General features: G+C 65.5%; 20 protein-coding genes and 1 pseudogene. 10 read left to right on the forward strand and 11 right to left on the reverse strand.

Translation table 11 applies throughout. The features are described 5' to 3' along the window. Positions 1–58: 58 nt before the first annotated feature. On the forward strand, positions 59–3,193 hold the full coding sequence (locus HU230_RS05550) for an efflux RND transporter permease subunit (RefSeq protein ID WP_176532551.1): 3,135 nt from the start codon (positions 59–61) through the stop codon (positions 3,191–3,193). Here the strand turns inward: HU230_RS05550 and HU230_RS05555 are convergent. Together HU230_RS05555 and HU230_RS05560 are read right to left on the reverse strand one after the other, a co-directional pair. Continuing rightward, the gene (locus tag HU230_RS05555; protein ID WP_176532550.1) at positions 3,186–4,154 is read right to left on the reverse strand and encodes an amidohydrolase family protein; all 969 of its coding nucleotides are present in this window, start codon (positions 4,152–4,154) and stop codon (positions 3,186–3,188) included. The two genes, HU230_RS05550 and HU230_RS05555, sit on opposite strands and share 8 nt — an antisense overlap. A 138-nt stretch (positions 4,155–4,292) precedes the next feature. After that, positions 4,293–5,711, reverse strand: coding sequence for a TolC family outer membrane protein (locus tag HU230_RS05560; protein WP_176532549.1), 1,419 nt, complete (start codon positions 5,709–5,711; stop codon positions 4,293–4,295). 242 nt (positions 5,712–5,953) lie between these two features. Between HU230_RS05560 and HU230_RS05565 the strand changes: the two genes are divergently transcribed. Next, the gene (locus HU230_RS05565; RefSeq protein ID WP_176532548.1) at positions 5,954–7,816 is read left to right on the forward strand and encodes an acetyl-CoA hydrolase/transferase C-terminal domain-containing protein; all 1,863 of its coding nucleotides are present in this window, start codon (positions 5,954–5,956) and stop codon (positions 7,814–7,816) included. Here the strand turns inward: HU230_RS05565 and HU230_RS05570 are convergent. Next, on the reverse strand, positions 7,813–8,592 hold the full coding sequence (locus HU230_RS05570; protein WP_176532547.1) for an enoyl-CoA hydratase: 780 nt from the start codon (positions 8,590–8,592) through the stop codon (positions 7,813–7,815). The two genes, HU230_RS05565 and HU230_RS05570, sit on opposite strands and share 4 nt — an antisense overlap. Positions 8,593–8,715: 123 nt before the next feature. Beyond that, the gene (locus HU230_RS05575; RefSeq protein ID WP_176532546.1) at positions 8,716–9,387 is read right to left on the reverse strand and encodes a hypothetical protein; all 672 of its coding nucleotides are present in this window, start codon (positions 9,385–9,387) and stop codon (positions 8,716–8,718) included. A 326-nt stretch (positions 9,388–9,713) separates the two neighbouring features. Here HU230_RS05575 and HU230_RS05580 point away from each other — a divergent pair, with 326 nt between their 5' ends. After that, positions 9,714–10,259 (forward strand): sigma-70 family RNA polymerase sigma factor, encoded by a 546-nt coding sequence (locus tag HU230_RS05580; RefSeq protein WP_176532545.1) that lies wholly within the window; start codon positions 9,714–9,716, stop codon positions 10,257–10,259. Positions 10,260–10,261: 2 nt separating this feature from the next. Beyond that, positions 10,262–10,900 carry an NrsF family protein gene (locus HU230_RS05585; RefSeq protein ID WP_176532544.1) on the forward strand — a complete coding sequence of 213 codons (639 nt, stop codon included), beginning with the start codon at positions 10,262–10,264 and terminating at the stop codon, positions 10,898–10,900. Here HU230_RS05585 and HU230_RS05590 read toward each other — a convergent pair. Both HU230_RS05590 and HU230_RS05595 read right to left on the reverse strand, forming a co-directional pair. Beyond that, complete coding sequence (locus HU230_RS05590; RefSeq protein WP_176532543.1) at positions 10,897–12,003, reverse strand: DUF2336 domain-containing protein; 1,107 nt, start codon at positions 12,001–12,003, stop codon at positions 10,897–10,899. The genes HU230_RS05585 and HU230_RS05590 overlap by 4 nt on opposite strands. A 61-nt stretch (positions 12,004–12,064) precedes the next feature. Beyond that, on the reverse strand, positions 12,065–13,213 hold the full coding sequence (locus HU230_RS05595; RefSeq protein ID WP_176532542.1) for a GGDEF domain-containing protein: 1,149 nt from the start codon (positions 13,211–13,213) through the stop codon (positions 12,065–12,067). 418 nt (positions 13,214–13,631) lie between these two features. Here HU230_RS05595 and HU230_RS05600 point away from each other — a divergent pair, with 418 nt between their 5' ends. From HU230_RS05600 to HU230_RS05615, 4 genes are all read left to right on the forward strand, one after another. Then, on the forward strand, positions 13,632–14,201 hold the full coding sequence (locus HU230_RS05600) for a sigma-70 family RNA polymerase sigma factor (protein ID WP_092125157.1): 570 nt from the start codon (positions 13,632–13,634) through the stop codon (positions 14,199–14,201). After that, a complete protein-coding gene (locus tag HU230_RS05605; RefSeq protein WP_176535138.1) occupies positions 14,201–14,947 on the forward strand; it encodes a hypothetical protein in 747 nt (248 codons plus the stop codon). Before HU230_RS05600 ends, HU230_RS05605 begins: the two co-directional genes overlap by 1 nt. 42 nt (positions 14,948–14,989) lie before the next feature. After that, positions 14,990–16,666 carry a S8 family serine peptidase gene (locus HU230_RS05610; protein ID WP_176532541.1) on the forward strand — a complete coding sequence of 559 codons (1,677 nt, stop codon included), beginning with the start codon at positions 14,990–14,992 and terminating at the stop codon, positions 16,664–16,666. A gap of 543 nt (positions 16,667–17,209) precedes the next feature. Next, entirely contained in the window at positions 17,210–17,704 is a 495-nt protein-coding gene (locus tag HU230_RS05615; protein WP_176532540.1) for a TIGR03809 family protein, read from the forward strand. Between the two features lie 8 nt (positions 17,705–17,712). Here HU230_RS05615 and HU230_RS05620 read toward each other — a convergent pair whose 3' ends face one another. Further along, positions 17,713–19,083, reverse strand: a complete 1,371-nt coding sequence (locus tag HU230_RS05620; protein WP_176532539.1) for a TIGR03808 family TAT-translocated repetitive protein — start codon at positions 19,081–19,083, stop codon at positions 17,713–17,715. A gap of 348 nt (positions 19,084–19,431) precedes the next feature. Here HU230_RS05620 and HU230_RS05625 point away from each other — a divergent pair, with 348 nt between their 5' ends. Then, entirely contained in the window at positions 19,432–20,760 is a 1,329-nt protein-coding gene (locus tag HU230_RS05625; RefSeq protein WP_176532538.1) for an adenylate/guanylate cyclase domain-containing protein, read from the forward strand. A 134-nt stretch (positions 20,761–20,894) separates the two neighbouring features. Here the strand turns inward: HU230_RS05625 and HU230_RS05630 are convergent. After that, positions 20,895–21,540: pseudogene (locus tag HU230_RS05630) on the reverse strand (pyroglutamyl-peptidase I). Then, a complete protein-coding gene (gene meaB, locus HU230_RS05635; RefSeq protein WP_176532537.1) occupies positions 21,537–22,529 on the reverse strand; it encodes a methylmalonyl Co-A mutase-associated GTPase MeaB in 993 nt (330 codons plus the stop codon). Before meaB ends, HU230_RS05630 begins: the two are co-directional and overlap by 4 nt. A gap of 158 nt (positions 22,530–22,687) precedes the next feature. Here meaB and HU230_RS05640 point away from each other — a divergent pair, with 158 nt between their 5' ends. Further along, on the forward strand, positions 22,688–23,158 hold the full coding sequence (locus HU230_RS05640; protein WP_176532536.1) for an SRPBCC family protein: 471 nt from the start codon (positions 22,688–22,690) through the stop codon (positions 23,156–23,158). 15 nt (positions 23,159–23,173) lie between these two features. Here HU230_RS05640 and HU230_RS05645 read toward each other — a convergent pair whose 3' ends face one another. Together HU230_RS05645 and HU230_RS05650 are read right to left on the reverse strand one after the other, a co-directional pair. After that, positions 23,174–23,956, reverse strand: a complete 783-nt coding sequence (locus tag HU230_RS05645) for a DUF3298 and DUF4163 domain-containing protein (RefSeq protein WP_224944114.1) — start codon at positions 23,954–23,956, stop codon at positions 23,174–23,176. Between the two features lie 84 nt (positions 23,957–24,040). Next, a complete protein-coding gene (locus HU230_RS05650) occupies positions 24,041–24,295 on the reverse strand; it encodes a HepT-like ribonuclease domain-containing protein (protein WP_224943019.1) in 255 nt (84 codons plus the stop codon).

Below are 24,295 nucleotides of genomic sequence, written 5' to 3' on the forward strand. Positions count from 1 at the left end.
TTTCCGGATCGACCATGCTCACCAAGAAAAATCCTCACCGTTGAAAGTGCCGATCTGAATGGATCGCCTCGTCGCCCTTGCCGTCAATCGCCGCTACTTGATGGTGGCCATGTTCGTGGTCGTCTTCATCGGCGGCCTGCTTGCGTTCAAGCAGCTCAACATCGAGGCCTATCCCGATCCGACCCCGCCGATGGTCGACATCGTGACGCAGAGCCCGGGCCTCTCGGCCGAGGAGATCGAGCGCTACATCACGATCCCGATCGAGACCCAGGTTGCCGGCATCAAGAACCTCAAGACCATCCGCACCATCTCGCTGTACGGCCTCTCCGACGTCAAGCTGCAGTTCTCCTTCGACTACACCTATGACGAGGCGCTGCAGCAGGTGCTGAACCGGCTGTCGCAGCTCGCGCCGCTGCCCGGCAACGTGCAGCCCGGCATCTCCCCGACCAGCCCGATCGGCGAAATCTTCCGCTACCGGCTGAAGGGGCCGCCGAACTACAGCGTGCTCGACCTCAAGACGCTGCAGGACTGGGTGCTGCAACGCCGCTTCCGCGCAGTGCCGGGCGTGATCGACGTCACCGGCTGGGGCGGCAAGACCAAGACCTACGAGATCCAGGTCGACTTCAACAAGCTGGTCGCCAACGGCCTGACGTTGCCGCAGGTGCTGCAGGCGGTTTCCAACGCCAACATCAATGTCGGCGGCAACACCGTGAACATCGGCTCGCAATCGGCCGTGGTGCGCGGCGTCGGCCTGATCCGCTCGATCGACGATCTCGCCAACACCATGATCTCGCAATCAGGCGGCAATCCGGTGCTGGTCAGGGACATCGGCGCCGTCACGATCGGCGAGAAGCCGCGGCTCGGCATCGCCGGCATCGACAATGACGACGACATCGTGCAGGGCATCGTGCTGATGCGCCGCGGCGAGCAGAGCTCGCCGACCATTGCCCGCGTCGAGCAACTGGTCAACCAGATCAACAATTCCTCGATCCTGCCGCCGGGCGTCAAGATCGAGCGCATCTACGACCGCAAGGATCTGATCGAGCTCACCACCCACACCGTGCTGCACAACATGGTGGTCGGCATCCTGCTGATCGTGCTGTTGCAGTGGATATTCCTCGGCGATCTCCGCAGCGCGCTGATCGTCGGCGCCACGATCCCGTTCGCGTTGTTCTTCGCCGTGATCATCCTGGTGCTGCGCGGCGAATCCGCCAATCTGCTGTCGGTCGGCGCGATCGATTTTGGCCTGATCGTCGACGCCACCGTGATCATGGTGGAGGCGATCTTCCGGCGGCTGTCGCAGACTACCGCGCTGTCGGAAGACGAGCGAAGCCACATCTCCGAGGATACGGTGATGGGCATGAAGAGCCATGCGATCCTGTCGGCGGCGGCCGACGTATCGCGCTCGATCTTCTTCGCCGCGACCATCATCGTCGCCGCGTTCCTGCCGCTGTTCACGCTGGGTGGCGTCGAGGGCAACATCTTCGGGCCTATGGCGCGAACCTATGCCTATGCGCTGGCGGGCGGATTGCTGGCGACGTTCACGATCACGCCGGCGCTGAGCGCGCTCATCCTGCCGGCGCATATTCACGAGACCGAAACCTGGATCGTCAAGAGGCTCGATGCGATCTACGTTCCGGCGCTGAACTGGGCGATCGCCAACCGCAAGATCGTGATGGCCGGTGCGGCCGGCCTCGTGGTCATGACGATCATCTTCGTGCGGTTCCTCGGCCTCGAATTCCTGCCCAAGCTGGAAGAGGGTAATCTCTGGATCCGCGCCACGCTGCCGCCGACGATCTCGCTGCAGGAGGGCAACGCCTATGTCAACGAAATGCGGAAGCTGATCAGCAGCCGTCCCGAAGTGGTGTCGGTGGTGTCGCAGCACGGCCGCCCCGACGACGGCACCGACGCCGCCGGATTCTTCAATGCCGAATTCTTCGCGCCGCTGAAGCCCGCCGGCGAATGGCCGGGCACGCATGACAAGGACGTCCTCACCGCGCAACTGCTCGCGCAGCTGCAAGACAAGTTCCCCGGCGTCGAATTCAACTTCTCGCAGTACCTGCAGGACAACGTGTCGGAGGCGGTCTCCGGCGTGAAGGGCGAGAACTCGATCAAGCTCTATGGCAACGATTTGCAGGCGCTGACCGACACCGCCAACAAGATCAAATCCGTGTTGTCGACCGTGCAGGGTGTCACCGACCTCGCAGTGTTCACCTCGCTCGGCCAGCCGACCGTCCAGATCGACGTCGACCGCGCGCGGGCGGCGCGCTACGGCCTGTCCCCGGGCGACATCAACGCCACGATCAAGGTCGCCGTCGGCGGCGACACCGCGGGCGATCTCTATGAACCCGGCAGCGACCGGCACTTCCCGATCATCGTCCGCCTTGCGCCGGAATATCGCAAGAGCGCGGAGGCGATCCAGAATCTGCGGATCGGGGCAACGAATCCGAATGGCGGGGTCACGCAGATCCCCCTGAGCGAGGTCGCCTCGATCAAGCTGATTTCGGGCGCGGCCTACATCTATCGCGAGCAGCAGGAGCGCTATCTGCCGATCAAGTTCTCGGTGCGTGATCGCGACCTCGGCAGCGCGATCCTGGAAGCGCAGCAGAAGGTCAACGAGCAGGTCCAGTTGCCGCCCGGCTCGCGTATCGAATGGGTGGGCGAGTTCGGCAATTTGCAGGACGCGATCAAGCGGCTGTCGATCGTGGTGCCGATCAGCCTCGTGCTGATCGCGGTGCTGCTGTTCTTCAATTTCGGCTCGATGGTCGACACCATGCTCGCGATGAGCGTGATCCCGATGGCGATCTTCGGCGGTGTGCTCGGGCTGCTGATCTCGGGCATTCCGTTCAGCGTGTCGGCGGCGATCGGCTTCATCGCGCTGTTCGGCATCGCCGTGATGGACGGCATCATCATCCTGTCGCAGTTCAACCAGCTGATCGACGAGGGCTATGACCGGATGCGCGCGGTGATCCGCACCGGCGAATTGCAGCTTCGTCCGGTGTTGATGACCTGCGTCGTCGCCGGCATTGGCCTGTTGCCGGCGGCGGTGTCGGAGGGCATCGGCTCGCAGGTGCAGAAGCCGCTCGCCATCGTCGTCGTCACCGGCATGATGCTGGCGCCGCTGGTGATCCTGATCACGCTGCCGGTGCTGATCTCCTACTTCTCGCGCCGGCCGAAGGACAACGTCAGGTAAAGCCGTAGAGCCGCGCCGGATTGTCGACCAAGATCGCCTTGCGCACCGCGGCGTCCGGCGCCCAGAGCGGAAGCTGGTTGAGGAGGCGGCCGTCGTCGATCTGGTACAGCGGCGTCACGTCGGTGACCTTCTTGCCTTGGGGCGTCACCGAATCCGGGTGCGGCCAGTCGGTGCCCCAGACGATGCGCTCGGCATTGGCCGCGATCAGCGCCTGGGCCAGCGGCGCGGCGTCGGTATAGTCGGGCGCGAGCCTGGAGGCGCGGTAGGCGCCGGAAATCTTGACATAGGCCTTGCCGGATTTGACCAGCGCGAGCAGGTCGTCAAATCCCGGCTGGCTCGTGCCGAGCGCGGCCTCGGCGCCGCCGAAATGGTCGAACACCACGGGTACCGGCGCTGCCGCGACCAGGTCCTTGATCGCCGAGATCATGGCGAGGCTGGTGAACAGCTGCACGTGCCAGCCGCGCGCCTTCATCCGCTCGATCGCGGCCGAAAAGCGCTGCCGGCCGACATTGGGATCGTTGACGCCGCCGGTCGCGAGGTTGAGGCGGATGCCGCGGAAGCCGGCCTTCTGCATGGCGTCGAGATCGCCCTCGCTGGTCTTGTCGTCGATCACGGCGACGCCGCGCGCCGTGGGACCGCGCGCCGTCATGCCGAACAGGGTCGACGAATTGTCGGGGCCATAGACGCTCGGCGTCACGATCACCACGCGCTCGATATGCAGCGCCTCGTGCAACGCGCTCATCTCCTCCGGAGAGGCCGGCTCCGGCGTGTAGACGCGGCCGGCGAAGAACGGGAATTTCGCGGGGTCGCCATGGATGTGGGTGTGGCAGTCGCAGGCGCCGGCAGGCACGTCGAAGTTCACCGGGGTCGATGGTTGCGATGCCTTGGAAAATGCGTTGCTGCCAGTCATGGTCACTCCCGCTGCGATGGAAGCCAGCATCATACTGCGTCGCGTCAGCATTGGACGTCTCCCTGCGTGCTCGGCTGTTATGCGCGCACTCCGCGCACCGGCATTGTTGATGGCCGGCGGGGGCGGAGGTTATCGGCGGAGAGAGCGGGCGGAAAGGGCCGGTTCGCGGTGCGAACGGTTCCGCAAAGGCTATTGTCCCGACGGCGTGCGCAGGCCATGCCAGGCGTCGCGCACCTGATGGTAGTGCACCTCGGGCAGATAGTCGGGCGTCTTGAGATTGAGCGTCTTGACGTCGAGGCGTCCGACCGCGCTGAGCAGCGTGTAGGAGGCGATCACGCGGTCGCGCTGCGCACCGATCAGCCGGGCGCGCGCCGTGATCAGATCCTGCTGGGCGTTGAGCACGTCGACCGTGGTGCGTTGGCCGCCGGCGGCTTCCTTCTGCACACCGGCGAGCGCGACCTCCGCGGCCTTCACCTCGGACTCGGAGGCCGACACCGCGATCTTGGCGCCCTCATTGGCGACCCACGCGCTGACCACGGCGGTCTTGGCCTGATTGCGGACCTGGTCCAGCACGAGGCGGCTCTGCGCCGCGACTTCCTTGGCCTGCCGGGTCTGCGAGGCCGCAGTGCCGCCGTCATAGATCGGCTGCGTGACCTGGCCGATCACCGAGGCCTGGTCGGTCCCGAACGTGCCGAGCGTGGGGTCGCTGTCGCGGCTGCGGCTGACGCTGCCCTGCAGGGTGACGTTCGGCATCAGGCTGCTCTCGGCGACGCGGATCGAGGTTGAGGCGACGTCGACGTCGAAGCCTGCGGCCATCACGGCCGGATGCTCGCGCACCGCAAGCGCGATCGAATCCTCGCGGCTGCGCGGCAGCAGCCGGTCGATGGTCTCGGCCGGACGCAATTGCGACGGCGCGCTGCCGACCACCTGCGCATAGGTCGCCTGGCTGATCGCGAAGTTGACCTCGGCGGCGTTGAGATCGGACAGGCCGCGGTTGAGCCGGGCCTCGGCCTGCGCGGTATCGGTCGGCGTGACGTCGCCGGCATTGAGGCGGCGCTGGGTGATCGCCTGGGTCTCCTTCAGGAAGGCGACGTTGGCGCGCTGCGCCTCGACCAGGGTCTGATTGGCCAGCACGTTGGTATAGGCGGTGACGGCGTCGAGCAGCACGCCCTGGCCGACATTGCGCAGGGCCTCGCGCCCGGACTGCACCTGCAACTCGGCGACGCGGACGCTGTTGGCGGTCTTGAAGCCGTTGAACAGGGTCTGGGTCACGGTGACCCCGATCTGCCAGGGCTTCAGCGTCGCGCCCTGGATCACGTTGCCGGGCAGCTGGTCGCGCACCGCCTGCAGGCCGAGCGACAGGCCGGCGGTGATCTGGGGGCGGTAGCCGGCCAGCGCCTGCGGCACGTTCTCGTCGGTCGCGCGCTGGCGTGCCCGCTCGGCATTGAGCTGCGGATTGGTCTGATACGCCTTGGCCATGGCTTCGGGCAGGCTCTCGGCGCGGGCTGCGGTGTCAGTCAGCAGCGCGCAGGCCAGCGCGCCAAGGCCGATGCCCGACAAAAGCACGCGCCTCGCTACGTCACCAACCCTCGCGGCACGCCCAACCATGTGATCCCGCAAACCAAAACCCCGGCAGTCCGCCCTCGCCGATGCCGTCGACACATCTACCTGTTTACGGGGCGGTGCCGCCACAGGCAAACCGCCACGCGACATCTGCACATCATTTCGGTCGTTGTCTGTTGCCGGTTCGTCACAGGCGAACGCAACTGTCATATGAAGTATAAGTTCGAACCGCCGGCCGCCGATTCAGCAATGCCGGTCATCCCCTGCCTGCCCCGGGTTCATCGCAGATGCCGAAACTCTTCTCTGATCCCGAGGCGATCGCGGAGCACATCGTTCGTGACGTCGGAACCGAACTTGTGGTGGGGCTGCCGCTCGGCCTCGGCAAGGCCAACCACATCGTCAACGCGCTGTACGCGCGGGCGGTCGCCGACCGCTCGATCAATCTGACGCTGTTCTCGGCGCTGACGCTGGAAAAGCCGAAGCCGAAGAGCCTGCTCGAACAGCGCTTCATCGGTCCCGTGATCGATCGCCTGTTCGGCCTCTATCCGGATCTCGCCTATGCGGAGGCGCTGCATCGCGGCGCGCTTCCGCCCAACATCAAGGTGATCGAGTTCTTCTTCCTCGCCGGGCAATGGCTGCATCAGCCATTCGCCCAGCAGCACTACATTTCCGCCAACTACACCCACGCGGCGTCATACCTGCTGTCGCGCGGACTGAATGTCGTTCCCCAACTCGTCGCCAAGCGCGTGGTCGACGGCGTGCCGCGCTACAGCCTGAGCTGCAACACCGACACGACGCTCGACGTGCTGCGCGCCCGTGCGCAGGGGCGGGCCTCATTCAAGCTGATCGGCCAGGTCAATTCCGAGCTGCCGTTCATGCCGGGGCCCGGCGATCTGCCGGCGGATGAATTCGCCGCGGTGCTCGACAGTCCCGACACCGACTTCCCGCTGTTCGCGCCGCCGTCGGAGCCGATCAGCGACACCAAATATGCGATCGGATTGCACGCCGCGGGTCTGGTCCGCGACGGCGGCACGCTGCAGATCGGGATCGGGCAGGTCGGCGATGCGCTGGCGCAGGGGCTCGTGGTGCGCCACCGCGACAACGGCCAATTCCACGGCATCATGCAGCGGCTTGCGCCCGGTAGCGCACAGCTCGCGGTGGCCGAGACCGGGCCGTTCGAGAAGGGCCTCTATGGCGTCAGCGAGATGCTGTTCGAGGCGTTTCTCGGGCTGATCGACGCCGGCATTCTCAAGCGCGACGTTGGCGGCGTGATCGTGCATGGCGCATTCTTTCTGGGTCCGCAATCCTTCTATCGGGCGCTGCGCGAGATGACGGGCGAGCAGCTGGCGCGAATCCAGATGATGCCGGTGTCCTTCACCAACGAGATCTTCGGCGACGAGGACGGCAAGCGCCGCGCCCGCGTCGATGCGCGCTTCGTCAACAACGCGATGATGGCGACGCTGCTGGGCGCTGCGATCTCCGACGGGCTCGAGAACGGCCAGGTCGTGAGCGGCGTCGGCGGCCAGTATAATTTCGTGGCGCAGGCATTCGCGCTCGAGGGTGCGCGCTCGGTGCTGGCGCTGGAGGCGACCCATCAGTCCGGCAGGCAGACGCAGTCGAACATCCGCTGGTCCTACGGTCACGAGACCATTCCACGGCACCTGCGCGATGTCTTCGTCACCGAATACGGCGTCGCCGATGTCAGGGGGAAGTCCGATGCCGACGTGATCGCCGCGATGCTGCAGGTGGCGGACTCGCGCTTCCAGGGCGAGTTGATGCGGCAAGCCAAGGATGCCGGCAAGCTGCCGCGCAATCACGAAATCCCGGCCGCTCACCGCGAAAATTATCCCGAGCGCATCAGCACTGCGCTGAAGCCCGCACGTGACGCAGGTCTGCTGCCGTCATTCCCGTTCGGCAGCGATTTCACCGACGTCGAGCAACGGCTGATTCCGGCCCTGCAGATATTGCAGAAGGCGCAGCAGACCCCGCTGCAACTCGCCGGCCTGCTGTGGCAGGGGATGCGGCATCCGCCTGACGCCGCCGACCGCGAATGCCTGGCGCGGCTCGGTCTCGACAAGCCGACTCATTTCGCCGAGCGCGCCTATCGCGCGCTCGTCACCGCAGCATTGCAGTGGAGCCGCGTGGATTAACGGTTCTTGTTGACCGGCTTGCGCTTCTCGATGAAGGCCGCCATGCCCTCGGAGCGATCCTCGAGTGCGAAGGTCGAGTGGAACAGGTTGCGCTCGACATTCATGCCTTCCGAAAGCGGCGTCTCGAACGCGCGGTTGATAGCCTCCTTGGCCATGGCGGCGGTCGGACGCGACATCGAGGCGATCTTCTCGGCTGCGGCAAGCGCCTCTTCCAGCAGCTTGTCGGCTGGAACGATCCGCGACACGAGGCCCGAGCGCTCGGCTTCCGCCGCATCCATCATGCGTCCGGTGAGGCAGAGATCCATCGCCTTCGACTTGCCGATCGCGCGGGTCAGGCGCTGCGTGCCGCCGATGCCCGGGATGGTGCCGAGGGTGATTTCCGGCTGGCCGAACTTGGCGGTGTCGGCGGCGATGATGATGTCGCACATCATCGCAAGCTCGCAGCCGCCGCCGAGCGCATAGCCCGCGACCGCGGCAATGGTCGGCTTGCGGCAACGGGCAACGCGGTCGCCGCCGATGGCGGTGAAGTCGCTGTTGAACATGTCGATGAAGCCCTTCGGTTGCATTTCCTTGATATCGGCACCCGCCGCGAAGGCCTTCTCGCTGCCGGTGATCAGGACGCAGCCGATCTTGTCGTCGGCCTCGAGATCGTCCACCGCCGCGGCGATCTCGCGGAACACGCCGAACGACAGCGCGTTCAACATTTTCGGCCGGTTCAGCGTGATGACGCTGACCGGTCCCTTGCTTTCGACGATGATGAATTCGAACGTAGCCATGACGCAAACCCCGTGCCTGATTTGCCGGGCAATGTGCCCGCTGGCGGGATGCGCTTCAAGTGGCTGAAGCGGCTTTGGGCCGCGGTGCGGCGCTACCCCGCGCCGCAAGCCGCAACGCCGCGGCTAGGCCATGAACATGCGTGCGGCCGAGGCCACCGTGAGCAGGGCGCCGAAGCCGATGAAGATCTTCCCGATCAGCGAGGTCTGGTCCCAGTTCGCGCTGTCGCTGCTCGCCAGAACCGGGGCCGGCTTGGGTGCCGCTACGGCGACAGGCGGCGGCTGCGCCACAGGCGCCTCCTGCTGGGCGGTCTGCGGTTGAACCGGTTGCGGTTGTTCCGCCGGCTGCTCCTGCTGCAGGGCCCGGTCGAGGTCGTTGAGCTGGTCGGATGCGACCACGCTGCCGTCGGGTTGCGCGTCGCCGGGCTTGTCGGAGGCGGCCATCACCGGATTGACGTTGGCGGGCGCGGTGCTCCCATTGCTGTCGCCTGACGTCAGCTCCGCATTGGCATTGGCGACCGTGGCGGGCATGCCCGCCGACGTCACGCTGCCGGCATTGCTCGCGGCCTTCTTGCTCTCGGATTTGTCAGCCGTCTTGGAAGACTGGTGGCGCGCATGGCGCCGGCCATGCCGCGAACTCTGGTCCGCGGACCTGTCGGTCGAAGCATTGTCGGATTTCGCCGCGGCCGGATCCGTACCGGCCGCATGCGCCGGCAACGGTCCGGCGAAACACACAAAGAACCCTGTCAGGCCTGTCGCAACCATCAAGGCCAAGCGCACGCTGGCTTTGATCTTCATTCTGATGATCTCCCCATTTCGCCCGTCCGAACGCGAAATGAGCCCCCGCTGCGTGTCTACACCGGGGCAAAAAAAGGGAATCTTCGGGCCTCAGAGGGCAAAAGCTGGGCAATTTCGTCCCGGTGGATCGTCGGCAGCAGCTGCACCGATGCGTGTCGGACCGATCGGTGTTATGAGCCCTTCCGTCTGCAAACCCGCCGGAGCGATTCTTTGAGGCTGATCCTCGGCGCGGCGTTGCCTGAGGGTGATTATCACGAGTTCGTGATGTCTTTGGCGTGCCGCGTAACAAACTGAAAGATCGGCCGAATTGCAATTCAGGAGCCTGCGTGCGCGAACGTGAGGATGAATGGACCGACCTGATGCGGTCGGCCATTTCAGGCGATGACGCGGCGTATCATCGCCTGCTCAAGGCCATCACGCCGGTACTCCGTGCCGCGGCGCGGCGTGGCTTGGCGCGCGCGGGACAACCGGTCGATCAGTCCGAGGACATCGTGCAGGACATCTTGTTGGCGGTGCACTTGAAGCGGCAGACCTGGGACACGAGCGCGCCGTTCGCGCCGTGGCTGTTCGCGATCGCGCGCAACAAGCTGATCGACGCCCTGCGCCGCCGCGGCAGGCGCATCTTCGTCAATATCGATGATTTCGCCGAGACGCTGCCGGGGGAAATACCGGAGCCGACGGCCTCGCCCGGCGAGGTGACCGCCCAGTTGCAGGCGTTGCCCGCGCGGCAGCGCGACGTGCTGCAATCGATCGCGGTCGACAGCACCTCGATCAAGGACACCGCCGCGAAATTCGCGATGACCGAGGGCGCGGTGCGGGTCGCACTGCATCGTGGGCTTGCGAGCCTGACCGCGAAATTACGGGACCGATGAGCATGGACACCGATCAACTCATTCGAACCCTGACCGCCGACAATGCCTATCGGCCTCGTCCGATCGGCCTTGCGCTGATGTTGGCGCTGCTGGCGGCGGCGCCGGTCTCGCTGCTGATCTTCTTCGCCGAGCTCGGCGTGCGGCCCGACGTGATGACCGCGATGCATAATCCGTTCTTCGATCTGAAATTCGCGGTGACGCTGGCGCTCGCCGCCTCGGCGATTGCGGTCAGCCTGCATCTGTCGCGGCCGGAAGCCTCGCTGCGCAGCTTCGGCTGGTGGCTGCTGATTCCCGCCGGCATCCTCGTTGCCGCGATCAGCGGCGAGATGATGATGCCGCAGCGCACGCCGATGATGACGCGCCTGATCGGCAAGAACTCGGTGGCGTGCATGACCGCGATCCCCGCCATGTCGCTGCCGCTCTTGGTCGGCGCGCTGTACGGGCTGCGGCAGGGCGCACCGGCGCGGCCTGCGATCGCGGGCGCAGTCGCAGGCCTGCTCTCGGCAGGGCTCGCGGCCACCGTCTATGCGTCGCACTGCACCGATGACTCGCCGCTGTTCGTTGCCACCTGGTACACGCTGGCGACAGCGATCGTCGCAAGTGTCGGCGCGCTGATGGGAGCGAGGGCGCTACGATACTAGGCCGCGGGCGCCGACTGCTGCATGCGATGGAAGCGCAGCACTTGCTGCGCGGTCGACGGCCGCAGCCGCTCATAGGTGTCCTTGCAGGCCTGCAAATCGGTCGGCTCACCGCCCGAGATGTCGTCGCGCAGATTGATGATCGACCGCACCGTCGACCATGACAGGCCCGAGACCTTGGCCAGGATCATCACGCCCTCGGCACGGGTTTCGATCATCATGTTCTCGGCGATGCTGACCGAGACATTGGCGAGCGCGGCAAGCGAGGCATTGGTCTCGTCGAACTTGCCGGCCTCGGCGAAGGCCGCGAGCTGGAATTCGTCGAGCCGGCCGTCCTGGTAGAGCGACTTGACCAGCGCATGCGCGATCGTGGTGTTCGGCGTCACGGCGGCGGGCGCCGAGCGCGCGCGTCGTGTCGCTTCCTTCACCGCGATCGGAATCTCCTTGGCCTGCTGCGGATTGGCAGCCTCGAGCCGCTGCCTAACCGTGTCCGAGGCCTTGGCGACCAGCTTGAGATAGAGATGCCGCGGGATGTTCGGGCGCAGGCCGACGCAGGTCGACAGATTGTCGTCGCCCTCGGCGCGGCTGACCAGCCGGGTGAAGCCGCGCTCGGTGAATTCCGCGCCGGGATTGTTGACCGCGCTCTGGATCACCTCGTCGTTGCCGCGCAGCACCAGCACGTCGGTGACGGCGCCGCTCAGCGTCTTGCGGTTGGAGATCGCGAGCAGATGCGCCTGGCTTTTGCTGCGCGCGGTCTCGATCAGGGTGTCGTCGTCGAGCCGCGGCGACAGCGTCAGCACAGGGCCTGCGACCTCGATCAGGTCGTCGAATGCAAGGGTACGGATGGTCTGCGGCGGTGCGGTCTCGATCGGGGCGAGGCGGTTGGCGAGCAGCGCCTTGGCCGCGTTTTCGATGTGCTCGAGCAGGCATTGGAAAACGTCGTCGAACAGCACGATCTGCTGGTCCGAATAGTTGACCGAGCCGTTGATGAAGAGGTCGGTCACGCGGCGCAGCGTCTCGACACGGCGTGCGACGGTGCCGTGCGCGAGCGTCGTCTGCAGCTCGTCGAGCAGACTTTCGGGGGCGGTCTCGGGCTTCGAACTCATGACTCTGTCCTGGAGCGGTGGCGACGGCTTCTCCGGCGCCGAATAGGGTAATGAAAGGATGTTAGGCACTGGCGATGCGGTTGCGTCCCCTCGCCTTGGCTGCGTAAAGCGCGCCATCGGCGCGGGCGAGTAACGTATCGGAGTTTTCGTGCGGCTTGAGCGTCGTGACGCCTGCGGAGATCGTCACCTGCATGCCGGGCGAGAATGCGCTCCAGTCGAGGCCGGCGATAATCGCGCGCAGCCGCTCGAGCGCGCGCATCGCCTGATCCTGCGACAGGTCGGGCAGCACCAGCAGGAATTCCTCGCCGCCGTAACGGCCGAAGCGATCGATGCTGCGGAGATTGGCGAACATGCCGATGGCAAAGGTACGAAGCGCCTCGTCGCCGATTGGATGGCCGTAAACGTCGTTGATGCGCTTGAAATGGTCGAGGTCGATCAGCGCCACCGCGCAGGAGCCGCCGTTGCGGGCGCAGCGCGCGATCTCCTCCTCGAGCGTGCGCATGATGCTGCGGCGGTTGGAGGTGCCGGTCAACTCGTCGAGCTCGGCGAGCTCCTCGATGCGCCGATAGGCCTCCTTCAGCTTCACGCCGCTCTGATACAGCGATTGCTGCATCGAGTTCGAGAAGATGCCGAGATACATGCAGCGCCCGATCGTCAGCGCGAACACCAGCATGGTGGCGAGGCGGTCGATCCTGGTGCCGGTCGGCATCCCGATCGCCTTGTCGGTGCCGAGGAACAGCGCGGCGAGGCCCAGCACCATGATGGTCCAGATGATCGCGGTCTGGCGCGCCGAGGTACGCAGCGCACCGAAGCCGAACACCACGAACAGGTTGCAGAGGAACAGCACGCCGACTTCCGGCGCGATGTAGGTGAACACCAGCAGGTTCACCATGTTGACGGCCGATTGCGGCGCGACCAGGTAGTGGTCGCGGAAGCGCTCGTGAAAGCCGCGCTCCGAAAGCAGCACATAGATGACGACGAGGGAGAGGCCGGTCAGGGCATAGCCCGCCGCCACCGGGACCGACGTGGTGCCGGCATGGGCGTAGATCAGCAGCACGACGGCATCGAGCACGAAGCAGGCGGCGATCATCGACTGGATCTGGCGGCGCTGCCTGGCTCGGCGCGTCAGGCGCTCGCGCGTCAGTCTGGGACGGCCGCTTTCCGATGTACCCGCGATCGGGCTGGGAAGTGACGACGCAGCGCTGCCCATGGTCTCGCCATTTCTGAAATCCGGCGAAAATCTAAGTGGGAAAGCCTTTAGGTTTGGTATCTTTTGGAACCGAATCTGCCCCGGTGAAACCCGGTCATCACCCTTGTTTCGTAAGGGGAATCCGTTCACGGAGGCGGGTCGGAAGCGGTCGGGGCGGGGGCTTGCGGCGGCGCCCGCTTCGCGACAGCGCTGGCTTGCCGGCAAAGCCTTGGTATGGTCGCGCCGGATGGTGCGAGTCCGCGAGAGTTTTCACTATTATGATACCGCTTACCGAGTCTCCGGCGATTTTTCCTCATTGGGATCGTCGACTGTGTCATAGATCACACATGCGGTCAGGACATTGCCGTATTGTGAAGAATCTTGCCTCTCGCGTCGAACCACGCACCACCCCCCTCAGACCAACTTTGCGAGACGGCCATTGAGCGCGACACAGGCGGCTTCAGACGAGGTTCTGATCGCTCGGATCGCTCAAGGCGACCGGCTCGCCATGCAGGTGCTGTACGGACGGCATCATGTCAGGGTGTACCGCTTCGGGCTTCGGCTCGTGCGGGACGAACAGGTGGCGGAGGACCTCATTAGCGAGGTCTTTCTGGACGTGTGGCGTCAGGCGGGCAAATTCGAGGGACGATCCGCCGTTTCAACCTGGCTTCTGGCGATTACCCGGTTCAAGGCGTTGTCTTCGCTGCGGCGAAGGAAAGACGCCGAACTGGACGATGAGGCCGCGAACGCGATCGAGGACACGTCCGACGATCCGGAAACGGTGGTGCAGAAGAAGGACACGGGTGACACGCTGCGTAAGTGCCTGACGGGACTATCGGCGGAACACCGGGAAATTGTCGATCTTGTCTACTATCACGAGAAATCCGTGGAAGACGTCGCAGAGATCGTCGGGATTCCGGAGAACACCGTGAAGACGCGCCTGTTCTATGCGCGCAAGAAACTTGCCGAGTTGCTGAAGGCAGCCGGTGTCGAGCGAGGTTGGCCATGATGGCTGCGAGCAACAAGAAGGTGCAGGGTCAAGATCCTGACGATGTCGAGATGCTGCTGCCCTGGCATGCGGCCGGCACGCTGAACGCGCGTGACGCGCGCCGCGTCGAGGACGCGCTCGCTTCGGATCCGGAACTGGCCAGGCAGTATGCCGTCATCCGCGAGGAATATGCCGAGACCATCGGCCTCAACGAGAGCCTCGGTGCGCCGTCTGCGCGTGCCATGCAGAAGCTGTTTGCCGCGATCGATGCCGAGCCGGAGCGCAAGCCGTCGGCGGGCGCGCGCATGTCGGCCTCCGTCTCGGAGTTCTTTTCGAAATTGTCGCCGCGGACGCTGGCCTGGTCGTCCAGCGTCGGTGCAATCGTTGTGTTGCTACAGGCGGGCGTGATCGGTGCGGTGCTGATGCGCAGCGAGCCGGCCTCGTTCCAGACCGCCTCGCTTGATGCCGCCGAGCAACGCAGCGCCCCCAGCGCACCGAGCGCGGCCGTCGCACCCAGTGCGCCGATCACCCGCGACCTCGGTGCCAGCGTGGCGGCCGCGCCGACGCGGCTGTTGGTGCGCTTCACGCCGGATGCCAGGATCGCCGAAATCACATCGCTGCTCGACAATTACCAGGGCGCGATCCTCGACGGGAAGGGCGGCATGTTCCGCTTGCAGTTCCGCGCGATGGACAAGGACAGCGTCGCGGCGCTGATTGCCCGTTTGCAGAAAGAGAAGATCGTCAGCCTCACGGTCGAGACGCCGTAGCCATAACCAGTAGCTGACGGTCTGCGCCGAGTTGAGGTCACCATGACCGCCAACAGCCGGACCAGATCGACGAACAGAGCGGCCATTGCGGCCGCGGCGTTGTTGCTGGTCTCTGTTGCCGGCTCGGCCTACGCCCAGAATTTCATGCGATCGCCGATCGGCGGCAGGCCGCAGTTCTCCATCGGGCCGCGGGTCAATCCCGGCATCGGCAGGGCCGGTGGCAACGCCGGCGGCGGGCTGGACGGCACGGCTGGCCGCGCGCCGCTCCACGGCCCGGCGACGTCGTGGACCGGCGAGGGACCGCGATCGAGCATGCCGCCACCCCATGTGCGTGACGCCCCCCGTTTCTCTTCCGATTGCGATGACGGCACGCGCCAATGCTCCGGCCGGCCGGTCGCCGTGAACGGTGGCGGCAAGGGCGCTGCGAGGAAGGGCAGGGCCGGCGGTGGCGGCAGCAGCCGCGCGCAGGACGTGGCGGCCACGCGAACCGTGCCGAACGAACTCGTGGCGGAGATCGACGGCGCATTGACCGAGACCCAGACCGACGCGCTGGCGCGTCGCCATGGCCTGAGGCGGATCGCCTCGCAGAACATCCCGCTGCTGGGCGCGACGATCGGCCTGTTCCGCACGGACGGCAATCGCTCCGCCGACGCGGTGGCCCGCGACCTCGCAAGCGACAGCAGCGTCCGCTCCGTGCAGCCGAACTACCGTTACGCGCTGCAGGACCAGAAGCCGCCAGCGGGCGGCAGTGATCCGGCGCAATACGCCCAGGCGCAGCTGCGTCTGCCGGAGGCGCACAGGCTGGCGCGCGGGATGAACGTCACCATTGCCGTCATCGACTCCGGCGTTGATGCCGCCCATCCGGAACTGGCCAACACGGTCGCGGATACGTTCGATGCGCTCGGTAGCAAGGATGGCCCGCATGCCCACGGCACCGCCGTCGCCGGCGTGATCGCTGCGCGCGTCAGGCTGACGGGGAGCGCGCCGGAAGTGCGGATCCTGGCCATCCGTGCCTTTGGTGCGGCCGCCGGCGGCGCCGAGAGCACGTCCTACGTGATCCTCAGGAGCCTCGATTACGCGGTGGCGCACGGCGCGCAGATCGTGAACATGAGCTTTGCCGGACCGCAGGACGCACTTGTCGCGCGCGCCGTGGCCGCCGCCGCGGCGAGGGACGTCGTGCTGGTTGCCGCGGCCGGCAATGCCGGCCCGAAATCGCCGCCGCTGTATCCGGCCGCCAATCCCGACGTGATCGCGGTCGGCGGCATCGATGCCGGCGAGCGGCTGATGGCTGCCTCGAACCGCGGCAGCTACATCGCGTTGGCAGCGCCGGGCGCCGATCTCCTGGTGCCGGTGCCGGACGGCAAATACCAGCTGATGTCGGGCACCTCCTTTTCGGCCGCGTTCGTCAGCGGCATCGCGGCACTGGTGCTGGAGCGCAGTCCGGCATTGAAGCCCGCCGAGGTGCGCAAGGTTCTGACCGGCACAGCCCGCGATCTCGGAACACCCGGACGTGACGATCTGTTCGGGGCGGGCGAGGCGGACGCGCTTGCCGCGGTGATGGCGGCGACCAGCGCGCCCGTCGCGGCCACCTTGGACAAACCGTCGCAGCCTGCACATGAGGCGGACGGCAATAACACTTCCGTGAGCCGCGCGTTGAATGAAGCGGCGCCGTCGATCGCATCGGACGATTCCGCCGCAAATCACCGCGCCGCACAGTGATTTTCGGTGCTGGGCGCCTGCAACGGTGCGATGGAACCGGGCGTCGAGAAGGTTAAAAAAATCGCCGGCGATTTGAACGTCCGCCGCTCTCTCACGACTTATGTGTGTGGGAGCGGTTTATCCCTCCCCGGCTATATCAGGCGCGAGCGCCCATCCACCCCAAGCGCCCATATGGCTTTGACCCGTCCGGTTGTCCCCCCCGGACGGGTCTTTCATTTTGGGGGCATCCTTGCATGACGCACTGGACGGACGCGGTCGCGCTGCATGATTGCGACGGGATGCGCGCGATAGCCGCGGCTGTTTGCTGTGGATCGTTCGGCTGCGCAGCGATCGGCAGCGACGCGCATCGCCACCACGCAAGTCGATGACTTGACGATGGTTCGGGCAACAAACTCCGTAGTTGAGCGGACTTCATTCATCGCCCGTCCGCGATTAAGAATTTGGTTAGACTTTATTTACCTTTTCCACAGAATATCAGTGTCGCGTCCAGTTGATTCGGTTCCGTTGCGTCTGCGTCCGTTTCTTTCCCTGCGGGCAAGTTGAATGACACATCGGACCGACGTGGCCAGAGGCCAGGAGATCGTTGCACGCTGGTGCAACCTTGCCGAGCAAAGGCTGGAGCACCTCAACGAGCTGTTCGAAACCGGACGCTGGCGCCGCTATCACAGCGAGCAGGCCTTTCTCGAAAACATCAGGGAAGCCCGGGCCGCGGTCGACATCTGGCGCGAATTGCTGACCCGCGAAGCCTCGCTCGACAATTCGCCGGTCGATCTGTCCTGGCTCGGCCGCGGCAAGTCGAAGCTGCCGCCGCGCGATCTTTCGTCGGTGCAGCAGCGCCGCTCGGAGACGGCGACATTGGCCGAGGCCGCGATGACCGCAGTCGCGGCCGCGATGGAAACGGCCGCCGAGGTCCTCGAGCAGCCGCCCGTTGTGGCCGACGCACCGCCGCTGGAGAAGCCCCCTCCGGTCATGCCGCCGCCGGTGCTCGATCTCGACACCATCCAGCGGCGCTATCCGCTGCTGCGCAACGCGCTGTAGGCCGAAGGTTAGCGCCGCACCGCGTTCGCGCCGACCACCAGCTGCGCATATTGCTGGGCGCCGCCCACCGACAGGTCGGTGGTAACAGGGCGGGCGTGGTCGAGCCCGACCACCGCGCCGCGCGGGGTTTCCGAGATCATGTTGTTGTTGATCAGCGCGGTGCCGGCGCCCGGCACCACCGAGACGCCGATCCCGACGAACGCCTTGCGCACGACATTGCCCGAAATCGCGACGTCGCGCAGATACTTGCCCCAACCGGCGACGATGCCGAAGGTCGGCGCATTCTCGATCACATTGCCGGTGACGGCGCTGTCGGCCTCGACATAGATGCCGATGCCGGCCCCGTCGTTTGGGTCGGTACCGATCGGGCGCTTCAGCAGCAGGTTGCGGATGATGTTGCCCTGGACCACCGCGATGCGGCCGCCTTCGTTGAAATTGCACACGGAGACGCCGATCGCGGCGCCGTCGACGGTGTTGTTGGCGATGACCGCGGCCTCGAACGCGAACTCCGAATAGAGGGCGACCTCGCGGACATTGCTGACGCTGTTGTCGGTGATGTGGATGTTGGAGGCCGAATTGCCGCGCACCGCCGAGAAGTCGCAATTGCTGATGCGGTTGCCGCGCACGATCACGTTGCCGGCGCGGAAGGCGTTGATGGCGTTGCCGTACTGCCCGGAGCCGCCGGGACCGGCCTTGATGTCCTCGATGCGGTTGTCGACGACGATCGAGCCGTCGTCGCCGATCGCGGTGCGCAGGATCTCGATGCCGTTATCGTTGGTGCCCTTGATGGTGTTGCGCGAGACGATGAGGCCGAGTGCGTCGAACGACACCAGCGCCGTCGACGCGATGCCGGTGAAGACGTTGTTGCTGACGTCGCCCGACATCTGCTCGAACCAGATGCCGCTGCCGCCACTGTCGGTGAACTGGCAATCGGTGATGCGGATGTCGCGGCCGGACAGGCAATGGACGAGGCCGCGCCGCGCCGGCAGCGGAACGTTGCCGCCGTCGAAGGTAAGGCCCATCAGGACGATGCCGCCGGCGCCTTCGCCTTCCAGCAGCGAGGCGCCGCCGTTGAACGCGAGCCGGCTGGCGCCGCGCACGCCGATCAGCTGGCTGCCGGGCGCAAGCCGCAACAGGCCGGTGCGATAGACGCCGGGCGGGAACGCCAGCGGCACCTGCGCGCGCGCGGCGTCATCGATCGCGCGCTGCAAATTGCGGGTCTGGTCGTCGGGGCTGCCGGGACGGACGCCATATTGCGTGACGTCGCGGCCGAGCGAGCCGGCCGACTGCGCGGCGCGCGCCGCGTCCGGCGACATTGCAAGCGCGCCGGCGACGCCGGCGGCGGAGGCTCCGATCAGATGGCGGCGGTTGACATCCATGGGCACAGCCCTCGCAAACATTCGCGAGCGGTGACGTTCGCGCCCGAGTGGTAGCGCGAAATGCGGCGCGGCATGGTGAACACGCCGACGCAGCCGGGCGATTGTTGGCGGTAGGGTTAACCCCCGGTGCAGCCTGTTCACGTTGTCAAACAACGATCTCGCGGCGTCATCACCGGCGAAAGCGGGTGATCCAGTATTCCAGAGGCCGCAGTCAAGGCGCGGATTAATAGCATTTCCTCCAAAGCAGACCTGCGTCGTGTGCTAATGTTTCTTATTTCGTATTTGCAATTGCCACGAAAAGCTCTTCGATCGTCTAAGCTTCAACACGTCGCGGTACTGGAGTTGGATATGGCCGATTTCATTATGCCCCAGACGCAATATGCGCGCAGTGGCGATGTCAGTATTGCCTATCAGGTGACCGGGGACGGGCCGATCGACCTTCTGATCGTGCCTGGCTCGATCTCCCACCTTGAGGTCGTGCATGAGTTGCCGTGCATAAGCAACAACGCGCAGCGGTTAGGACGCTTCGCCCGGATCATAAGCTTTGACAAACGCGGTCAGGGACTGTCCGATCGCGTGTCCGGCGTGCCGTCGTTGGAAGAGCGAATGGACGACGTTCGCGCCGTGCTCGATGCGGTGGGATCCCGCAAGACGGTCTTGTTGGGCATGTCGGAAGGCTGTCCCATGAGCGTCCTCTTTTCGGCCACACATCCAGATCGTGTTTCCCACCTGGTTTTGGTCGGGGGCTTCGTGCGCGCGGGCTACTCGATCCCCGCGGCCCAGTTCGAGGCGTTTGCTGACAGGGCTGTTGCAAACTGGGGCTCGGGGCAGATGATGAAACACGTTGTCGGGCTGGCGGACGCTTCCCAAGAGCAGCTCGCAGCGCTCGGCAAGTTCGAGCGGATGAGTTGCAGCCCCGGTGCCTTCAAGGCGATCATGGTGATGAACCGACTGATCGACGTAACGCCGGTGTTGCAAAGCGTGCGCGTCCCAACTCTCGTGCTGCACAGCCAGGCCGATGCCGTGGTGCCCGTATCGGAGGGACGGAAGCTGGGGGCTGCAATACCTGGCGCGAGATACATCGAATACGAGGGTCTTCCGCACGGTGTCTTCTTTACGGCCGAATGCGAACGAGTGATCGGCGACATCGAGGAGTTTGTCACCGGTCACCGTCCTGAGGCAGGAGAGGATGTCGATCGTGTCCTGGCTACCGTCCTGTTCACGGACATCGTCAACTCCACGACGAAAGCCATCGAGGTCGGTGATCGCCGCTGGCACGAACTGCTTGATTCTCATGACCGCTTGGCAGCACAGGTCGTCGAGAGGCATCGGGGGAAGCTGGTGAAGAATACGGGCGATGGAATCTTGGCGACGTTCGATGGACCTGGACGCGGCGTTCGCTGTGCTCTCGCACTGGGCGAAGCTGCGCGCCAGCTCGGGTTGCCGCTGCGCGCCGGACTGCACACCGGCGAGATTGAGGTGCGCGGCAGGGACGTCGGCGGAATAGCAGTTCACGTCGCCGCTCGCGTGATGGGGCGGTCCGATGCAAATGAAGTGCTCGTATCGCGCGTCGTGACCGACCTGGTCGCGGGAGCCGGATTGAAATTTGCGGAGCGCGGCTCGTTCGATCTCAAGGGCATCCCGGGGGCTTGGGATTTGTTCGCTGCTGTCCAGTAGGCGGGGCCTCACCAACGGCGGCTCTGTTGGCCGACCTTCGACGATTGCTTGTGCCCGTTGCTAGGACATCAGCCTTCTACGGTGCCGAGATACGCGACGCTTCTGTTTGAGAGGACTCGTCCAACCAGCGTCGCTCACGCGCGCGCAGCCTGCCGGGTCAGCTTCACCAGCTCCAGCAGCATGGCTTCGCCGGCATCGACCAGCGCTTCCAGCGTGATGGATGATTTGCCCGATGCGGCCGTGCCGTCATGGGCGAGGGGCGGAACATGGATGAACTGCGCGAGGTGCAGGCCGTTGTTGCCGTTGACGGCCTCGATCCCGCGCCAGCTCAGGTAGTTGCAGAGATAGTTGCCGGCATCGCGCGATGTCCGCGTCGATGGCGGTGGCTAGCGCTGCGCGCAGGAGTTTTCTCGTGTGCGGCCCGAACACCCGCGCATCGGCGCCGCTCTCGATCGATCCCTTGCGCGCATGCCGGCGGTCGGCATCGGGAAAGCGCGTCGTCACCGCATTACGGGCGCGGCTTTCGATCCGCAGATGCGAGGTGCGGCCGGCGAGGCCGAACATCAAGAGCGCCTGCGGGCGATGTCGTGCGATCAGCTCGGGCAATTCGCGATCGACGGCCGCATAGGTGACGTCGAAGATGTGGCCCGTCAGCGCGAAGTTGTCGAAAGCCGGCCGGCGCAGCCCGGTCAGGCGCTTGACCAGCGGCATGGTCGGGTTGAACGGCGCACCCGGGAACGGCCCGAAGCCGGTGACGAGGATGCGCAGTTTGCCGCTCAATGCAGCATCTCCGCGATCTGCTCGGCGGCGACCGCGGGCGAGATGCGGCCGCCGGCGACCTCGGCCTCCATCTTCTTGACCTTGGCGCGGATCGCAGCGTCCAAGCGCAGCCGCGCCATCATCCGGCTTTCCAGCATCGACCACATCCACTTCACCTGCTGCTCGCGGCGGCGGGCTTCGAATTCGCCCGAGGCGTTCATCGCGGTGCGGTGGTCGAGGATCTTCTGCCAGAGTCGGTCGAGCCCGGTGCCGGTCAGCGCCGAATAGGTCTCGACCGGCGGATGCCAGTGCTCCGAGCGCGGCGCCAGGATATGCAGCGCGCTGCGATAGTCGGCAGCGGCGAGGTTGGCGCGCTTGAGGTTGTCACCGTCGGCCTTGTTGATCGCGATCATGTCGGCGAGCTCGACGAGGCCCTTCTTGATGCCTTGCAGCTCGTCGCCGGCGCCCGGCAGCATTAGCGCCAGGAAGAAGTCGGTCATGTCGCAGACCGCGGTCTCGGACTGCCCGATGCCGACGGTCTCGACCAGCACGACGTCGAAGCCGGCGGCCTCGCACAACAGCATCGCCTCACGGGTCTTCGCCGCGACGCCGCCGAGCGTGCCCGAGGACGGCGAGGGGCGGATGAAGGCCTGGTCGGAGACGGCGAGCCGCGCCATCCGCGTCTTGTCGCCGAGGATCGAGCCGCCGGTGCGCGCCGAGGACGGATCGACCGCGAGCACCGCGACCTTGTGGCCGCGCTCGATCAGGAACATGCCGAGCGCATCGATGGTGGTCGACTTGCCGACGCCGGGCGAGCCGGTGATGCCGACCCGCACCGCCTTGCCGGTGTCGGGCAACAGCGCCTGCACCAGCTCGCGCGCCGCCGCCTGATGATCGCCGCGCCGGCTCTCCACCAGCGTGATCGCCCGCGCCAGCGCGGCGCGGTGGCCGGCGCGGAGCTGCTTGGCGAGGGCGTGGATGTCGGGAGAGGCGGGCTTCGGCGAGGTCATGGGCCTTGGTTTACAACGGCTGCCGGTTGCAGGCGAGGGCGGAGTCCACGCTCGTCCCCGATCAATCGCGAGATCGGAAATCGGGTGGGCGCGCCCGCTGCCATGCGGTTGATCAGGGCCCGTTCCGCATCACTGCGGGCCAACATCCGGAGCCTGCCATGACCCGAGCCTATTACAGCGCCGTCCTCGACCATCCGCTCGATACCGTGTGGTCGCTGATCCGCGACTTCAACAATTACCCCGCCTATATCGAGGGCGTCAGCGAAAGCGTGATCGAGGACGACAAGCGCGGCGACCAGGTCGGTGCTGTCAGGCGCTTCTGCTATCTCGGGCTCTGGGTCAGGCAACGCCTTGCCCGCCACTCGGACACGCAGCATTCGCTGACCTATGCCAGCATCGAGCCATTGCCGTTTCTGGCGGATGCCGGCTCGGACGCGCCGCAGCCGACCCATTACGAGGGCACGATGCATCTGCTGCCGGTCGTCGAGGGCAATCGCACCTTCATCGAATGGTCGGTCAAGCTCGACACGACGCCTGCTGACGCCGATCGCTGGCACAGCCAGTTCCAGGCGTGGATCCCGGACTGGACCGGCTCCCTGGTCAGAGCGCTGGCGCGCCAGCCAGGCTGAGGCCTGCTGAAGCAGCTATTGCGGCTGATCGTCCGCGTCGGCCTTCGGCCGTGCGCCGGCGAAGATCTTCGCGCCTTCCGCCGTCAGATACGGCTTCAGCGTCTCCCACGGCACGAAGACGACATACTGACCTTCGGCATAGGGACCGATGGCATAGGGCGGGTAGTGGAAGGTGAGGCCGGAGCTCTTGCCGGACACGGTCGATGGCGCGAGCGTCACGGCGCCGATCTTGAGCAGGGTCGGCTTCAGCACCTTGTACCGCTCGGCGGTTGCGGTCTCGCCGGCACCGCGCCGCTTCTTCTCGGCGTTCAGCGCTGAGACGATGGCCTTGCGCATCGCCGTCAGGGTAGGGCCGTTGTCAGCTGTCTCGGTGAAGAAGGGACGGATGCTGATGCGCTTCTTCGCCGTCGCATCCCACAGGATGGTGTTGACGTCGGTGTTTGGATGCGCGCCGAGCGTGTCCATGTAGTCGTCGCGCAGCACGCTGACATAACGGCCGTCGACGACGGAGCGCACCGAATATTTGCGCTCGAATGAATAGCCGCCGCGGTCTTTGAAAAGCTCAGGCTCGTCCTTGCGCGCGGAAGCCGCCTCGGCGGCGTTCTTGTCGATCCACTTCCGGCCTTCGGCGAGGCAATCGGCCGCCAGCGCCGGATCAGCCTTGATCTTGTCGTCGAGATAGACGTTGGCCTCGATGCTCGGATTCTTGATCGTGGCGTCGGGTTTGGGATCGGCGGCGACGGCGGGGGAAATGAAGAGGAAGCCCGCTATCAGGGCAACGGCCCACTTCGCGATGATCGTCAATGCTTCAATTCCCAGGTGATTTGATCGACGAACGCCTTCAATGGCAACAAATCATCTTCAATCATGATCCATAACAGATCAGCGTCGGTCCGATGATAGGTACCAGTTTCCGAGATCGGCCAATCGCCTCCAGTTGATGCCGGGTTCCTTGGCCTCCAGATCGGTTGGAATGTGCCTTGATGCTTCGCTGATCATCTCAAGCAGCCGCTCTACAGCCAGCCGCATTACCAGATTGTTGGCGAAGCTCTCGCGGGTTTGCCCGGCAGTTATGTCCCGAATGCTGTCGATCGCTGTGGCAATGTGGCCTATGCGGTCTGCAACGGTCGGCTGCAC

The organism is Bradyrhizobium quebecense, from assembly GCF_013373795.3.
Taxonomy (GTDB): Bacteria; Pseudomonadota; Alphaproteobacteria; order Rhizobiales; family Xanthobacteraceae; genus Bradyrhizobium; species Bradyrhizobium quebecense.

Coding starts and splice junctions, on each gene's coding strand:
- HU230_RS05550 (WP_176532551.1), top strand. CDS start 59: ATGGATCGCCTCGTCGCCCTTGCCGTCAATCGCCGCTACTTGATGGTG.
- HU230_RS05555 (WP_176532550.1), bottom strand. CDS start 4,154: ATGCTGACGCGACGCAGTATGATGCTGGCTTCCATCGCAGCGGGAGTG.
- HU230_RS05560 (WP_176532549.1), bottom strand. CDS start 5,711: ATGGTTGGGCGTGCCGCGAGGGTTGGTGACGTAGCGAGGCGCGTGCTT.
- HU230_RS05565 (WP_176532548.1), top strand. CDS start 5,954: ATGCCGAAACTCTTCTCTGATCCCGAGGCGATCGCGGAGCACATCGTT.
- HU230_RS05570 (WP_176532547.1), bottom strand. CDS start 8,592: ATGGCTACGTTCGAATTCATCATCGTCGAAAGCAAGGGACCGGTCAGC.
- HU230_RS05575 (WP_176532546.1), bottom strand. CDS start 9,387: ATGAAGATCAAAGCCAGCGTGCGCTTGGCCTTGATGGTTGCGACAGGC.
- HU230_RS05585 (WP_176532544.1), top strand. CDS start 10,262: ATGGACACCGATCAACTCATTCGAACCCTGACCGCCGACAATGCCTAT.
- HU230_RS05590 (WP_176532543.1), bottom strand. CDS start 12,003: ATGAGTTCGAAGCCCGAGACCGCCCCCGAAAGTCTGCTCGACGAGCTG.
- HU230_RS05595 (WP_176532542.1), bottom strand. CDS start 13,213: ATGGGCAGCGCTGCGTCGTCACTTCCCAGCCCGATCGCGGGTACATCG.
- HU230_RS05605 (WP_176535138.1), top strand. CDS start 14,201: ATGGCTGCGAGCAACAAGAAGGTGCAGGGTCAAGATCCTGACGATGTC.
- HU230_RS05610 (WP_176532541.1), top strand. CDS start 14,990: ATGACCGCCAACAGCCGGACCAGATCGACGAACAGAGCGGCCATTGCG.
- HU230_RS05615 (WP_176532540.1), top strand. CDS start 17,210: ATGACACATCGGACCGACGTGGCCAGAGGCCAGGAGATCGTTGCACGC.
- HU230_RS05620 (WP_176532539.1), bottom strand. CDS start 19,083: ATGGATGTCAACCGCCGCCATCTGATCGGAGCCTCCGCCGCCGGCGTC.
- HU230_RS05625 (WP_176532538.1), top strand. CDS start 19,432: ATGGCCGATTTCATTATGCCCCAGACGCAATATGCGCGCAGTGGCGAT.
- meaB (WP_176532537.1), bottom strand. CDS start 22,529: ATGACCTCGCCGAAGCCCGCCTCTCCCGACATCCACGCCCTCGCCAAG.
- HU230_RS05640 (WP_176532536.1), top strand. CDS start 22,688: ATGACCCGAGCCTATTACAGCGCCGTCCTCGACCATCCGCTCGATACC.